The sequence below is a fragment of the Acidovorax sp. LjRoot66 genome (genome assembly GCF_964253305.1).
Lineage (GTDB): Bacteria > Pseudomonadota > Gammaproteobacteria > Burkholderiales > Burkholderiaceae_C > Acidovorax.
Map to the genome: position 1 here is coordinate 2,750,422 of NZ_CAXUQU020000001.1, position 13,809 is coordinate 2,764,230.

The following is a 13,809-nucleotide window of genomic DNA, read 5'->3' on the forward strand; positions in this document are numbered from 1 at the left end:
AAGTGGTAAGGTACCTGTCTAGTTTATTGAAATAGACAGGCACCTGTCAAATATTGCCATGAACCCATCGACACCCTCCGCAACTGCCACCGTCGCCACCCCCGGCTCGCTGGGCGTGCTGCTGCGCCTGCTGCACCAGCAGTTCGCGGGCGCGGTGGACGAGGCCCTGGCCGAGGCCGGCTTTGGCGACGTGCGCGCGGCGCATGCCAGTGTGTTCACCTTTGTCCCGCCGGAGGGCATGCCGGTGAGCGAACTCACGCTGCGCGCGCACGTGCGCAAGCAGTCCATGGCGCAGACGGTGGACGAGCTGGAAAAGCTCGGCTATGTGGAGCGCCGGCCCAGCCCCACCGACAAGCGCTCACGCCTGGTGTTCCTCACCGCGCGGGGGCAGCAGATCCGGCCGCTGGCCATGGCGGCTGGTAGCCGCATCGAGGGGCAGTGGGCGGGGTTGATCGGCGCGGGCGAACTCGATGCCCTCAAGCTCGCTTTGGGTGGCCTGCTGGCCAGCGTCGAGCGGCGCGGCGCTGCTTGAAACCCACCGAAGCTCCGCTACAGCCCAGCCTCCCCTTCTGCGGGAAATCGCCACGGCATGGCGATCACGCAAGCCAGCGTTGCCCCGTCGCGAACAACACCCCTGCGACCACGAGCAACGCCCACAGGGGCGATGCCGGGAAGGCCACGATACCCACCAACGCGGCAACCAGCAGGTACACGCCCATCAGTCCCAGGGTGTGCACATCCCCGCTGGCGGCGGCCCGCAGCGCGAGGTGGCCACACAGCATCAGCACCGGCCCCAACAGGGTGAACCACAACGCGAGGCGACGGCTGTCGTCGGTCTTGAATGCGTCCAGCAGTCCGTCGGACAGTGCCGCCAGGAACGGCTGTTTGAACCTTACCAAGCCCATCACGATATGCAGGACGCCCAAGGCGAGCAAGGCACCGGCGGCGGCGGTCTTCCAGTTGAGGGTCATGGGGTCGTGCCTTTCAAATGCAAATTTTCAAGAATAACTATTGTTTAAATTAAAATAAATTCAATTTTTAAAATAGCATTTTCTTATTGTAGTGCGAACTGCCTTGGTTGCGCCATGTGCGCCTGGGCGGCCTGCCTCAGGCTTGCGCCGCTGCATCGTGCAGCACGGTCTGGATGGCGCGCAGCTGCCCTGTCAGCCCATGCGGTCCCAAGCCTGTGGCTTCAAAGGTGCCGTCGAGCGCTGCCGTGCCCACGGTAAAGCCTGCCGCCCGGCCTGCCACCACGGCTGCGATGCGCTCGGCCCGGTCGATGGACCCGGCCACCACCACTGGTTTGCCCACCGCCGCGCACACGGCGGCTATGAGCGCGGGCACGTCCGCAGAGTCACCCTCAAACCGGTAGGCCAGCAGGTCCAGCCCGTGCACGCCCTCCAGCGCGGCAATGCGGCGCGCGCTGGCCACCACGTCCGCCACCGTTCCCTGCAGCACACTGGGGTGCCCCACCACCTGGCCGGCAAACGGGTAGTAGCGGATGGGGGTGCTGCGCAGCAACGGCAGCACCGCCTCGGGCCGGGTGCCGCCCATCAGCACGTCCACCCCCAGCGCCCCGGCGGCGCGGGCCGATGCGAGCTCACTCGCCGCGTCCTGGCTCACCACCTCCAGGTAGCTCACCGCGCCGGCCGCGCGGATGGCATCGGCCAGGCGCTGCAGCGCGGCCCAGGGCAGGCCGATGTCCTTGAAGCCGATGTGCCGTACCCCGGCGGCCAGCACCGCCGGCAACTGCTCCAGGGCGTCGGTAATGGTCTTGTCGTGCCGGGTCAGCATGAAGATGAATTCCGGCAATGGAAGGGCAGGTGGTGGTTGGACCTGCGTGGTCGCCACCATGGCCGGCTGCATGGAAGAGGCCACGGCCATGGCCTCCGCCTGCTCTACCGCATGCCCCAGGCTGGCCGCATCGGCCCGGCCCGTGCCCGCGATGTCGAAGGCCGTGCCGTGGTCCACCGAGGTCCGCACAAAGGGCAGGCCCACGGTGATGTTCACGCCCTGGTCCACGCCCAGGTACTTCACGGGGATCAGGCCCTGATCGTGGTACTGCGCCACCACGATGTCGAACGCACCCTGGCGCGCACGCATGAACACCGTGTCCCCCGGCCAGGGGCCCGTGGCGTCCATGCCCTCGGCGCGCGCCGCCGCAATGGCCGGGGCGATGATGTCGCGGTCTTCATGGCCGAACAGCCCGCCTTCGCCCGCATGCGGGTTGAGCCCCGCCACCGCCACGCGCGGGTATGCAATGCCATAGGCGCGGCAGGCACGGTGCGCCAGGCGTATGGCGCGCAGTTCATTCTCGGGCGTGACGGCGGCAATCGCATCGCGCAGCGAGAGGTGGATGGACACCAGCAGCACCCGCAGCTCGCCATTGGCTAGCATCATCGCGAAATCGGTGGTGCCTGCCCGCTCGGCCAGCATCTCGGTGTGGCCGGGGTGGCGCACGCCGGCGGCGCGCAGCGCCTCCTTGTGCAGCGGCGCGGTCACGATGCCGGCGACCCGGCCCGCCAGCGCCAGGTCGATGGCGCGCTGCACGCAGGCATGGGCGGCGGCGCCGGCACGTGCGTCCACCCGGCCCATGGGCAAGTCGGCGGGCAGCGGTGCGCAGGCCTGCAGCACGGGCAGGGCGCCTTGTTGCAGGGCCTCGTGCACGCCATGCAGGTCACCGCCCACGGCACGCAACTGCAGCGGTGCGCCCACCATGGCTGCCGCGCGCTGCAGGGCGCCCATGTCGCCCAGAACGACAAAGGGCTGCACGTGGCGCTTGCCCGCCAGTGCCCCCATCGCCCACTTGGCAATGATCTCGGGGCCTATGCCCGCCGGGTCGCCCATGGTGATGGCCAGGGGCAGGGGGTGAGTCGTTGTCGCAGCTGTCATCGGGATTGTTGAGGTTTGATCAATGCAATGCCGAGACTGTGCCTGGGTAGGCGTTCTAAGAAAACCGATTTGATCTCATGCATGATTGAGCCAAACTCAATCATCCCGCCATGCCCCCAGACACCCGCCTGCCCCCGCTGTCCGCCCTGCGCGCTTTCGAGGCCACGGTGCGCCATGGCAGCGTGTCGCGCGCCGCGCGCGAGCTGCACCTGACCGACGGGGCCGTGAGCCGCGCCGTGCGCGAGCTGGAGGGCGAGCTTGGCTTTGACCTGTTCCAGCGCAGCAGCCGCGCCGTGGTGCCCACGCCCACCGCCCAGGTGCTGGCCGAGGATGTGGCCGGCGCGCTGGACCGCCTGCGCGCGGCCCTGGCCCGTGCGCGCCGCACGGCGGGGCCGGGCCGGCCGCTGGTGCTGTCGTGCGAGCCCACCTTGCTGATCCGCTGGCTCATCCCGCGGCTGGGGCAGTTGCAGGCCGCCGTGGGGGGCGAGCGCGAGCTGCGCCTGGTGTCGGCTGGGGGCGTGGTGCACTTTGAGCGCGACGGCATCGACCTGGCCATTCGCCGCAACGACTTTGCGCTGGCTGACGATGTGGTGGCCGAGCCCTTTGTGCACGAGCACATCGGCCCCGTGTGCCGCCCCGATGTGGCCGCCACCCTCGGGCCGCAGCAAGGCGCTGCCCTGCAGGGCGTGCTGCTGCACACCGCCACGCGGCCGGGTGCGTGGGAGAGCTGGGCTGCGTTGGCCAGCACGCCGCTGCAGCCCACGCGCGCCATCCGCTTCGAGCACTTCTACCAAAGCCTGCAGGCCGCCGTGGCCGGTGCCGGCGTGGCCATCGGCCCGCTGGCCCTGGTGGCCGACGACCTGGCCAGCGGCGTGCTGTGCGCGCCGCGCGGTTTTGTGGCCGATGGCAGCTGTTACCAGCTCATGGCGCCGCGCGCGGCCGCGGACGATGGTGATGCCTTCAACACCGTGCTGGCGTGGCTGCGTGCAGCCTGCGAAGGTCTGGTGCCACCACCTCCACCCCCTGTGGAAAAGCGGCCACGCTCCCCCAAAAGGAGGGCCTAGCCCGCGCCGCAGGGCGCATATGATTCCTGCACAACAAACACTGAGGGAGGCTGGCGATGGCAATGCACAGGCATGACAAGACGACGGGTAAATCAGCAGCAGCCACAGCGATCAACCGCAGGCAGGCCACTGCCGTGCTGCTGGCCAGCGCCGCAGCGCCCTTCACCGTGGCTGCGCAGGACGCAGCGGCGCCCGCATCATCCGCTGCATCGGCTACGACTACCGCAGCCACCACCCTCTGGCCCGGTGACGACTGGGCCGAGAGCACGCCCGAGGCCCAGGGCATGGATTCCGCCGCGCTGGCCAAGCTCATCGACTTCGGCGCCGCGCAGGGCATGGACAGCCTGCTCGTCACCCGCCACGGCAGCCTGGTGGCCGAGGCCTTCTACGCCCCCTACCGCGAGGGGCTCAAGCACGCCGTCAATTCCACCACCAAGGGGGTCGTCGCCACGCTCACCGGAATGGCCATCCAGGACGGGCTGATCGCCTCGCGCGATGCGCCCGTGCTCGACTTCTTTGAGGGCCGCAAGGTCGCCAACGCCGATGCCTCCAAGAAGGCCATGACCCTGGGCCACCTGCTCGACATGACCTCGGGTTTAAGCTGGGTCGAGCCGCTCAGCGACGCCGTGCCCGAGACCATGCTGCAGCTGGGCCGCTCGCGCGACTGGCAGGGCTTTGTGCTTGACCGGCCCATGGCCCAGGCGCCCGGCGCGGGCTTCAACTACAACAGCGGCAACACCCACCTGCTCTCGGCCATCGTGGCGCAAAAGACCGGCGGCAGCACCCTGGCCTACGCGCAAAAGCGCCTGTTCGGCCCCCTGGGCATCACCGACGTGCGCTGGCGCAAGGACCCGCAGGGCCTGGAAGTCGGCGGCTGGGGCCTGTACCTGCACCCGCGCGACATGGCGCGCATCGGGTACCTCTACCTGCGCAAGGGCCAGTGGAATGGCCGCCAGCTGCTGCCCGCCGCCTGGGTGGAGCAGGTCTTCAATCCCGTGGTGGACATGGGTTTTGGCAGCGCGGCGCCCGCCTTCAAATACGCCAACGGCTGGTGGAGCATCCCGTCCAAACGCGCCTACTTCACCGCCGGCTTCAACCGCCAGCTCATCGTGGTGCTGCCCGATATCGACGTGGTCGTGGCCGTCACTGGACGGCGCCACTACCCTTTGCCCCTGTTCATCGACCACATCACCGCCGCCGTGCGCTCGCGCGAGCCCCTGCCCGCCGACGCCACCGCGCAGGACCAACTGGCCGCACGCATCCGCGACGCCGGGGTCGAAAAGCCCAGCGCCACCCCCATCACCACGCCCGAGCTGGCCGCCACCATCTCGCGCAAGCCCTGGCTGCTGGAGCGCAACGGCATGGGCATCCAGCGCCTGGTGCTGGACCTCACGCCCGCCAACCCGCGCTACGAAGTCACCTTCGACAGCAGCCGCCCCGAACTGCCGCGCGAGCCGGTGGCCGGCCCGCTGGGCCTGGACGGCAAGTACCGCACCGCCCCACAGGGGCCAGCGCTCATCGCCATCAAGGGCCACTGGCTCGATGCGCAATCGTTCCAGCTCATCTCGCGCTCGGTGGCGGATGGGGAGGTCACCGTGGTCACGCTGAAGTTCGAGGACGGCGGGAAGGCGGTGAATGTGGGGTTGGAGAACAACTGGGGGTTCAGGGGGCAGGTGCGGGGGCGGGTGGCGGAGTAGCCTATCTCACAACCCAGCTACTGTGGGTCAATCAATGCTGCGCCTATTCACTGGCATGGGCCATGATGGAGCCATGCGTGCACCGCAAGTTGTGTTCAGTCCTTTATGCCTACTCCCATGAGCCTCGCAACCAAGCCTGTCACCTCCGCTCCCACAGCCCTGGCCACTCGCCTGCGCGGCCTCCAATCCACCGCCCGCGAACTCCCCGACACCCAGGTCGAAATCCGCGGCCAGATCCCCCCATGGCTCATCGGCGGCAGCCTGCTGCTCAATGGCCCGGCGCTGTGGGACTTGCCCCATGGCAGCTACGAGCACTGGTTCGATGGCTTGGCCATGCTGCACCGGGTGCGGCTGGCGCCCGGCAACGTGGGCGGTGCCAGCGCCACCTACCGCAGCCGCTACCTGCAGACCGATGACCTGCGCGAGAGCCTGGCGGCGCGCAAGCCGGCGCGCAGTGCCTTTGGCACGGCCGACCCGGCGGGCCTGTTCTCGCGTCTGCTCAACCTGCGCCACCCGATCGTGACGGACAACGGGGTGGTGGTGATGGCGCGCATTGGCTCGCAGTGGGTGGCGCAGACCGAGACGCCGCTGCTCACCAGCTTCGACCCCGACACGCTGGCCACCACGGGGCGCATCGTGTACGACGATGACGAGGTGATCCATGTGATGTCGGCCCATGGCATCACGGACGCGCAGGGCACCTACTGGAACGTGGGCGTGGAGATGGGCCCCAAGTGCACCTACAAGCTGTTCAAGATCGTGGCGGGCAGCCGGCGGCGCGAGGTGGTGGGGCGCTGGTCGGTGCGGCAGGCGGGCTACCTGCACGCCTTTGCCATGACACCCACGCACGCCCTGGTGTGGCAGCCGGCCATGCGGGTCAATGCCATCAAGCTGGCGCTGGCGGGCAAGGGCTTCATCGACAACTTCAAGTGGAATGCGGCTGCAGGGTCACGCATCGACGCCGTCTCGCTCACCGATGGCAGCGTGCGCAGCTGGGCGGTGCCGGCCATGGCCAGTTTCCACGCCGTGCAGGCCTGGGACGAGCCCAGCCAGGACGGGCGCACGCCCGCCACCCTGGTGCTGGACCTGTGCACCACCGATGGCCCCGAGATCTTCAACGCGCTGCGCCTGGACCGGCTGCGCGCCGGCCAGCCGGTGGGCGTGCAGCACCGCGTGCAGCGCTACCGGCTGGAGCCCGGCCGCAGCGATGCGCAGCCCCGGCCGCTGGTCGAAGGCGCCAGCGTGGAGCTGCCCGCCGTGCACGGCGCCTACTGGGGGCGCCAGCAATCGCGCCATGCTTGGTTTGCCGGATTCGACCCCGATGGCAAGGCCCCCATGTTCGACCGCACGGTGAAGCTCGACCTGGACGGCGGCTGCATCGCCGGCACCTGGCAGCGCGAGCATGCCGTGCAGCTGGAGCCCCTGTTCGTGGAGCGCCCCGGCTCCACCGCCGAGGACGATGGCGTGCTGCTCGTGCCCACGTTGGCCGAAGGCGACGAGGGCACCGTGATCGGCGTGATCGACCCGGCCAGCATGCAGTGCCTGGCCACGCTGCATTTGCCGCAGGTGGTGCCGTTCGGGTTCCATGCGGCGTTCAAACCTGCCTGGATGCCGGGGTGAGTTGGGCGGTGAAGAACCAGTTGCTGTGGGTCGACTGCACTGCCGCTGCCCTGGGTGGGCTGGCTGGCGGTCTGCCAATAGTGCGTCGTGCGGCGATCTTGGACATCGGTTCGGCACTGTTGGCATCGAATTCGACAACACGCACACCGGACATTGGTCGGCGGCTGAGCAAACATCGTTGTCGGGCGCATGTTGAAGCGCTGGGCTAGATTTCCGCTATCGGCCGAGGCTGTGTGAAAACGTCGATAGACGACTTTTGCAGGGGTACTTCAACCCTTGCTCGCATCGAGATCGTGCGTTTTAGGCCGATCTGAGCGGTCGATTTCTGAGTCGACTGGCAGGTCAAGGGCGCAACGCGCGTTTTCACACAGCCTCGGCCACAAGCGGACATTGGAGGGACATGGCTGAAACGCAGATCAATGACTTTATCGCTCGTTTGATGACCGGCAAGCGAAAGACGTGGTGGCGAACGCATCCGTTGTTTAAACCGTTTGGGCCGTACCACCGACCAAGCGCAGGTACCGGCGGGGAAATGCCAGTTCCCGAGAGCGTCGAGGCGTTCCTGACCGCGACCGGCTACGGCGATATCGCCGAAGTACTGAGCTTCCGCGCAGAGTGGATACACGTTATTGATCGTGGAGAGTTGGCTGGGCATGTCATCTTTGCTCAGGATGACGGCGGTAATCACTATGCTTGTTCAACATCTGACAAGCAGATCTTCTTTGTATCGCGCTGCTCGCCTGAGTACGCTCTAATAGCTACTTCACTTGGTGATTTTTTAGAGGAGCTTGAACGTCGCCGTTTCGATCTTGAAGGGTGGACAAACGGACTTGAGTTGAAGGCGTATAACTGGGAGTGAATAACCGTCCGCTTCGGGCCCGTGGCTGCCGCGTGTACGATGGCTGCCATCGGCCAGAGTGTTGGCGCCGATGTAGAAGTAAGCCACTTTTGACTCATGTGCCGACGACTCCGTGAGCCACGCGAGTGGCTCTTTACCCACACGCCTGTTGGGTGCGGGGGCGGAACAAGTGGCGCAGTCGAATGTCGGCGCGGTGGCTCACTCCGGTCTCGGCGGCAGCAAGCCTGACCGCCGGCATCAGTCTGGTCCAGCCCAATGCGCGACCAATCAGCCTTCGCGGAAGGCGGTTGCCTCAACCCGGTGCCTGCCCCGACCTGGTAGACGCCGCGGGCTTCACCAGCCGCGCAATCTCACCACCGCACGCGCTGAAGTTGCTGGCGTATTCCTCGGGGTTGTCGAACATCACCTGGGCTTGCATCAGGCGGTCGAGTTCCTGTTTCGCGTAGACCAGGATGCCCGCGCTGTTGCCGCCCGAGGCCCAGGGATAGTCCAGCTCGCGGAACTGGCGCGCGATGTCGCGGTGAATGCGCACATGCGTCTGCTCGTGTTTCATCACATGCGCATAGGCACAGCTGCCCGGCGGGATCTCGCTGGCCACGCGCAGCACCGGTTTGATGTAATCCAGCCGCACGACAACGCCCTGGCAACCGGTCTGCGGCATCACCGCCAGCTTGGTCTCGACAATGACGTGGCCGAGTTGCGTACCGCTGCGGCCGGCACCCGCGCCGATCTTCGTCAGTTCGGCGGCCGGTTTGGCGTTGTCCACTTCCGGGTCGGCGAACCAAGCCGCACTGAAACGCACCGCCTTGTCGCAGGGAGGCAGGTTGGCGGACTGCGCCTGGAAGCAGGCGCTGACCAGTAGCAGAGCGAGGAGGCTTTTCATCGTAACCTTCTGGTTATCGGCAAGACGCGCTCGTCCTGAAGCGGTGGCCGCAAGGGGCCCGTGGCAGCCGCTGATACGATGGCGGCCATCGGCCAGAAGCAGCCCTTCGACGAGACGCCATGACAACTTTTTCACCAGAAGAATCAACCACCCTGGAATCGTTTTACAGCGATTTCGATTGGTACGTGGGGCACGCTCGTTCACTTGCGATGAGTCCAGAAGACTGTTGCACAGACCAAGAAAACTACTTGGTGGCGGGTGAGCTTTTCTACTTCTTGCTTATGCCGACTCAGCTGTTTGATGACCCACTGGGCATAGTGACGAGAGAGCAGAAATTGGCGGTCGAGAGACTTCAGGACAGCATAAGGTTGGTTCCGCTGGAAGCGAGGAGTGGCGGTCCATCAGCGGCCGCGTCGCTTGCTGATATGCGCCAGCCATCATGGGAACTGCCCCGGCGCCTTGCGAATGAACTGCTTGCGGTCTTGGATCCTCTTGCCACGGCACGAGACGCCTTTTATGCAAAGGCGATGCGTAGTGAACGGCTGCTTCGCGGCGCTCTGTAGGGCTGCTTTGGGCCCTGAGCTGCCGTTCAATAAAGTCCCATTGCCTGCATGAACGGAAGAAATTGCACATGCATCTGATTGGCGGAGTTCAGCGTTCCGTTATGCGCGTAGATTGGGCGGCCGGATTCGGCATCTAAGACTTCAGCGTGATAGTCGCCATTCTCCCAGCAAGTAACGCGGCCGCTAGCGCTAGGTGAGTCCACATCAATGCGGGCTGAAAGATTGTCTGAAGGCGCGGCCGTCGTGACCTGTGCGTTCGGAATTGATTTCGCCCAAGCGAGAAATTGCAACAACACTTCACCGTCTCCAATGTCGACTTCTGGTCGGTTGCCGTCATGGTAGCAGCGGCTGCAGCGGGCCCGAAGCGGTCTTACCGTCAAGCTGAAAGTGAGAGCTGACGTTCAACGCAAGCACCTATTCGCGCTACTCAACGGGCTTGCATCCCAATCACCGACTGGTCGAGCATGACGACCTCACTTCGTGCCTGCAGGACTGGCGGCCCGGGCCGATTCCAGATGATTTCCCAGGTAAGACTCGACGCTATGGCTTCCCATTCCATGCGCCGTCGGATGGAATTTTGCGACCACAATCACGCCTTCAAGCTTGCTTAAATGCTTGTGCCAGTTGTCATTGCTCGATGATATTTGCTGGCTCAAGCACTCAGCACGCCCCTGTCGAAGCGCTGCGCAACCCAGTTCAACCACCGTATTTTCAGTGAGTCCTGGATTCAAGTGGGACGATGCCCACGCAAGCCTGAAGTCCAGGTTATCGAACGTTGATGGCCTCCATTGGTTGAGAACGGTTTCATCTACAGATAGTCCGTCTTCAAGGACGGGGCGCCCATATTTCTCGAGTAGATGCCGCAATGATTGCGCACTTCTACCACCACCATTTGGTGTCGGGTGCGCATGGTGACCGATTTTCCACACCATGTTGTCGGGCGTTAGATACACCACTCGAGTGGCATCTCGGAGGTCATAGATTCTGACCGTCCTGTACCCCTGTCCCCCGCACATGTCCCTCGTTCCCGGCAATGTCGGTGCATTGCGCTTCTCAAGCAACTATTTGACCGATTCACAGGTGGCGCTTATGCGGAAATCGTCTACTGACCTGAAGTCGTCAGCCATTGCCTGGCCGAAGCTCTGCGCGTGGCCCGTGCCAGCGGCGAGAACTGTCAGCAAAGAGAGAATTGTCTTTCTCATGGCGGCAAACCCTTCGTACCAAGCTCAAATCGTGTTTGAAACATCTCGCCAAGAAGTTGGCAGCCGGCCCGCACTCGGTCCGGCTTGCCGGCGCTGAATGCGCATGGGTATGCCGCTCGGGTGAAGTCACATGGGCACTTGAACGTTGAAGCGCTACGTCAGCAACGTCCGCTCTTGGCCGAGGCTGTGTGAAAACGTCGATAGACGACTTTTGCAGGGGTACTTCAACCCTTGCTCGCATCGATATCGTGCGTTGTAGGCCGTTCTGAGCGGTCGATTTCTGAGAAGGCCAGCAACACCAGGGCGTATGGCGCGTTTTCACACAGCCTCGGCCGATAGCGGAAGTCTAGCTGTTCGCACCCGTGCCGTGCATCACCCAAGAAGGCGACTCAGCGAAGCTGACCAAACAGATGCTCGTCGTCCGCGACTTGAGAATGTCCACGAGGGCTGATCTGCGTGTCCAGTTCACGCCGACCAATCGAATTCGCCCCGACTGTCCAGCAGTGACCGAAATGCGCAAATGAGGAGAGGCGTTCGCAACTGGCGCCAGTGGCTACCGGTTGGAACCTCTAGAAAAGGTCCTGCTGGGCCGATGTCAACGTGGAAAAACTCTCGCCCAGCGGCTGCAAAATGGCGTCGGCAATCGGCTGCAGTTGCTTGCTCAGGTAGTGCCCGTAGTCGATAGGCGAATGGCGCGCTTCCAGTGGTTCCGGCCCGTTGCGGGTCATGACGTAGCGGATCCAGCCGCCGCTCTGGTACTGCTGGGGGCGGCCCATGCGGGTGTTGTACTCGTCGGCCATGCGCGCCGCGCGCACCTGCGGGGGCACGTTGGCCACGTAGGCATCCAGGCGGTGGCGCAGGCGCTTGCGGTAGACGAGCAGCTCGTCCTTCTCGCCGGCCAGAGTGGCCTGCGCGTAGTCGGTCACGAACTCGCGGTAGGGCGCGCCCTGGAAGACGCGCGAGAGCAGGCCTTCCTGGAACTGCCGGGCCAGGGGCGTCCAGTCGCTGCGGGCCGTCTCCAGGCCGCGGTAGACCATCTCCTCCTTGCCCTGGGTGTCCACGCTCAGGCCGGCGTAGCGCTTCTTGCTGCCTACGTCCGAGCCGCGGATGGTGGGCATGAAGAACTTCTTGTAGTGCGTGTCGAACTCGATTTCGAGGTGGTTGTCGAGGTTCTGTTCTTCGCGCAGCCTGCGTGTCCACCAGGCGTTGATGTCCTTGACCAGGTCCGCTGCCACGGCATGCGCCTCGGCGTTGGAGTGGGTGCGCCCGAGCCAGATGAAGATGGAGTCGGTATCGCCGTAGATGGCCTGGTACCCGCGCTTCTCAACGAACTCGCGGGTGAGCTTCACCATCTCATGGCCGCGCAGGGTGATCGCTGAAATCACCTGCGGGTTGAAGAAGCGACATTCCGACGCCCCCAGCACGCCGGCGAAGGAATTCATCACCAGCTTCAGCGCCTGCGACAGGGGCTCGTTCTTGGCGCGCTTGGCCTCGTCGCGCGCGCGCCAGAGGGTGGTGACGATCTCTGGCAGGCAGTGCCTGTCGCGCGAGAAGCGCGTGCCCAGCGGGCCCTGGATGAGCGGTGCCGCATCGCTGGCGTGCATGCCTTCCACGTAGCCCACCGGGTCGACCAGGAAGGTGCGGATGATCGAGGGGTACAGGCTCTTGTAGTCCAGCACCACCACAGAGTCGTAGAAGCCGGGCTTCGAATCCATCACGTAGCCGCCGGGCGACGATTGGCCCTCTATCTCGCCCACATTGGGCGCCACGTAGCCCAGGCGGTGCATGCGCGGCAGGTAGTGGTGGCTGAACGCGGCGATGGAACCACCGAAGTGGTCCATCTGCAGGCCGGTGGTGTGGGCGCGCTCCATCGCAAACTGCAGCAGCCGCGTTTTCTCGAAGATGCGCAGCACCAGCTCGCAGTCGCGGATGTTGTAAGTGGCCAGCGCGGGCTTGTCGTGCTGGTAGCGCCGCTCGATCTCGGCCATCTTGTCGTACTCGTCGCCGATCTCCTTGCCCTCGCCCAGCAGTTGCTGCGAGACGTTCTCGAGGCTGAACGAAGAAAAGCTCCACACCGCAGCGCGCAGCGCCTCGATGCCGTCGATGACCACGCGGCCGGGCATGGGCGCGAAGAGGTAGCCCTGCTTGCCCGGGTGCGTGCGCCAGGCAATGGGCCGGCGCTCGCGGCCCAGCAGCAGCGGCGTGGCGCAGTCGTCGGCCGTCTTTTGCAGCACGCGCAGGTCGAACTGGATCACGTTCCAGCCGATGAGCACGTCCGGGTCGTTGCGGGCCACCCAGTCGTTGAGGTGGTCGATCATGGCCTTGCGGGTGGGGCAGTAGACAAGCGCAAAGGCTGCGGGCTCCGCAGGCTCGGAAGGACGCTCATTCGGGGGCTCGCCGAGCATGTACACCACGCGCTCGGCCATGCCGTCGAGCGCAATGGAGTACAGCGCCTGGTGCTGGCTGGTCTCGATGTCCAGCGACACGACCTTCAGCGCCGGCCGGTAGTCGGGCGCAGGCGCCAGCCTGCAGTCAACGCGGGCGCCGTTCTCGCTGCGCCCGCCCTCCACCAGCACGCCGGCGGTGATGAAGCGCTCCATCAGGTAGCGCTCATGCGGGCGCACATCGGCTTCGAGCAGGGAGATGCCCAGCTGCTGCAGCGACCTTGCCAGGCGCCCCAACTGGCGAAAGTGCTTGGCATAGACCCCGATCACGGGCTCCTGCTGAAAGCTCTTGAGGTCGAGCGCCCGCAGCTCGACATCCGGCAGGGCCATGAGCTGGGCGTCCACCGTGCCCTTGTGCCGCGCCTCGACAAAGGCCACCGAGGTCTGGCCGGTCAGCAGCACCTTCAGCGGCCCGGTGTCCGTCGCCAGCCAGTATTCGATTTCGGTGCCCGCCGGTGTGTTCCGCCAGTTGCGCGTGAGGATGAATCCCTTGATTTGGATGGACGCCACGGGGTCTTGGAGGCAATAAGAGAGCGGGAGGGGGAGGGCGGGCAAAGGGGACACCGATTCTCGCCGAAGGTGGGC

At 65.3% G+C, this 13,809-nt stretch carries 12 protein-coding genes; 6 read left to right on the forward strand and 6 right to left on the reverse strand.

Annotated features, from left to right (window positions below):
* Positions 1-58: 58 nt before the first annotated feature.
* Complete coding sequence (locus tag ACSQ3Y_RS12705; RefSeq protein WP_436177496.1) at positions 59-532, forward strand: MarR family winged helix-turn-helix transcriptional regulator; 474 nt, start codon at positions 59-61, stop codon at positions 530-532.
* Between the two features lie 64 nt (positions 533-596).
* On the opposite strand, the gene ACSQ3Y_RS12710 is transcribed toward ACSQ3Y_RS12705, so the two are convergent.
* Together ACSQ3Y_RS12710 and pdxA are read right to left on the reverse strand one after the other, a co-directional pair.
* Positions 597-971 carry a DUF6463 family protein gene (locus ACSQ3Y_RS12710; RefSeq protein WP_057204180.1) on the reverse strand — a complete coding sequence of 125 codons (375 nt, stop codon included), beginning with the start codon at positions 969-971 and terminating at the stop codon, positions 597-599.
* 136 nt (positions 972-1,107) lie between these two features.
* On the reverse strand, positions 1,108-2,892 hold the full coding sequence (gene pdxA, locus ACSQ3Y_RS12715; RefSeq protein ID WP_436177497.1) for a 4-hydroxythreonine-4-phosphate dehydrogenase PdxA: 1,785 nt from the start codon (positions 2,890-2,892) through the stop codon (positions 1,108-1,110).
* A 110-nt stretch (positions 2,893-3,002) separates the two neighbouring features.
* Here pdxA and ACSQ3Y_RS12720 point away from each other — a divergent pair, with 110 nt between their 5' ends.
* From ACSQ3Y_RS12720 to ACSQ3Y_RS12735, 4 genes are all read left to right on the forward strand, one after another.
* Entirely contained in the window at positions 3,003-3,956 is a 954-nt protein-coding gene (locus tag ACSQ3Y_RS12720; RefSeq protein ID WP_436177498.1) for a LysR family transcriptional regulator, read from the forward strand.
* A gap of 56 nt (positions 3,957-4,012) precedes the next feature.
* The gene (locus ACSQ3Y_RS12725) at positions 4,013-5,653 is read left to right on the forward strand and encodes a serine hydrolase domain-containing protein (RefSeq protein WP_436177499.1); all 1,641 of its coding nucleotides are present in this window, start codon (positions 4,013-4,015) and stop codon (positions 5,651-5,653) included.
* Between the two features lie 117 nt (positions 5,654-5,770).
* Positions 5,771-7,273 (forward strand): carotenoid oxygenase family protein, encoded by a 1,503-nt coding sequence (locus tag ACSQ3Y_RS12730; RefSeq protein WP_436177500.1) that lies wholly within the window; start codon positions 5,771-5,773, stop codon positions 7,271-7,273.
* 400 nt (positions 7,274-7,673) lie between these two features.
* Positions 7,674-8,132, forward strand: a complete 459-nt coding sequence (locus tag ACSQ3Y_RS12735; protein ID WP_436177501.1) for an SMI1/KNR4 family protein — start codon at positions 7,674-7,676, stop codon at positions 8,130-8,132.
* Between the two features lie 292 nt (positions 8,133-8,424).
* Here ACSQ3Y_RS12735 and ACSQ3Y_RS12740 read toward each other — a convergent pair whose 3' ends face one another.
* Complete coding sequence (locus ACSQ3Y_RS12740) at positions 8,425-9,015, reverse strand: hypothetical protein (protein WP_436177502.1); 591 nt, start codon at positions 9,013-9,015, stop codon at positions 8,425-8,427.
* A gap of 119 nt (positions 9,016-9,134) precedes the next feature.
* Between ACSQ3Y_RS12740 and ACSQ3Y_RS12745 the strand changes: the two genes are divergently transcribed.
* Positions 9,135-9,578 (forward strand): hypothetical protein, encoded by a 444-nt coding sequence (locus tag ACSQ3Y_RS12745; RefSeq protein ID WP_436177503.1) that lies wholly within the window; start codon positions 9,135-9,137, stop codon positions 9,576-9,578.
* Positions 9,579-9,604: 26 nt separating this feature from the next.
* Here ACSQ3Y_RS12745 and ACSQ3Y_RS12750 read toward each other — a convergent pair whose 3' ends face one another.
* The 3 genes from ACSQ3Y_RS12750 to ACSQ3Y_RS12760 all read right to left on the reverse strand — a co-directional run bounded on the left by ACSQ3Y_RS12750 (position 9,605) and on the right by ACSQ3Y_RS12760 (position 13,734).
* The gene (locus tag ACSQ3Y_RS12750; protein ID WP_436177504.1) at positions 9,605-9,874 is read right to left on the reverse strand and encodes an immunity protein TriTu family protein; all 270 of its coding nucleotides are present in this window, start codon (positions 9,872-9,874) and stop codon (positions 9,605-9,607) included.
* Positions 9,875-10,051: 177 nt separating this feature from the next.
* Positions 10,052-10,510 carry a hypothetical protein gene (locus tag ACSQ3Y_RS12755; RefSeq protein WP_436177505.1) on the reverse strand — a complete coding sequence of 153 codons (459 nt, stop codon included), beginning with the start codon at positions 10,508-10,510 and terminating at the stop codon, positions 10,052-10,054.
* Between the two features lie 839 nt (positions 10,511-11,349).
* Positions 11,350-13,734 carry a DNA polymerase II gene (locus tag ACSQ3Y_RS12760; RefSeq protein WP_436177506.1) on the reverse strand — a complete coding sequence of 795 codons (2,385 nt, stop codon included), beginning with the start codon at positions 13,732-13,734 and terminating at the stop codon, positions 11,350-11,352.
* Positions 13,735-13,809 lie beyond the last annotated feature (75 nt).

Bases quoted from the DNA above. Each gene is read 5' to 3' on its own strand.
- ACSQ3Y_RS12705 (WP_436177496.1), top strand. From the start codon at position 59: ATGAACCCATCGACACCCTCCGCAACTGCCACCGTCGCCACCCCCGGC.
- ACSQ3Y_RS12710 (WP_057204180.1), bottom strand. From the start codon at position 971: ATGACCCTCAACTGGAAGACCGCCGCCGCCGGTGCCTTGCTCGCCTTG.
- pdxA (WP_436177497.1), bottom strand. From the start codon at position 2,892: ATGACAGCTGCGACAACGACTCACCCCCTGCCCCTGGCCATCACCATG.
- ACSQ3Y_RS12720 (WP_436177498.1), top strand. From the start codon at position 3,003: ATGCCCCCAGACACCCGCCTGCCCCCGCTGTCCGCCCTGCGCGCTTTC.
- ACSQ3Y_RS12725 (WP_436177499.1), top strand. From the start codon at position 4,013: ATGGCAATGCACAGGCATGACAAGACGACGGGTAAATCAGCAGCAGCC.
- ACSQ3Y_RS12730 (WP_436177500.1), top strand. From the start codon at position 5,771: ATGAGCCTCGCAACCAAGCCTGTCACCTCCGCTCCCACAGCCCTGGCC.
- ACSQ3Y_RS12735 (WP_436177501.1), top strand. From the start codon at position 7,674: ATGGCTGAAACGCAGATCAATGACTTTATCGCTCGTTTGATGACCGGC.
- ACSQ3Y_RS12740 (WP_436177502.1), bottom strand. From the start codon at position 9,015: ATGAAAAGCCTCCTCGCTCTGCTACTGGTCAGCGCCTGCTTCCAGGCG.
- ACSQ3Y_RS12745 (WP_436177503.1), top strand. From the start codon at position 9,135: ATGACAACTTTTTCACCAGAAGAATCAACCACCCTGGAATCGTTTTAC.
- ACSQ3Y_RS12755 (WP_436177505.1), bottom strand. From the start codon at position 10,510: ATGGTGTGGAAAATCGGTCACCATGCGCACCCGACACCAAATGGTGGT.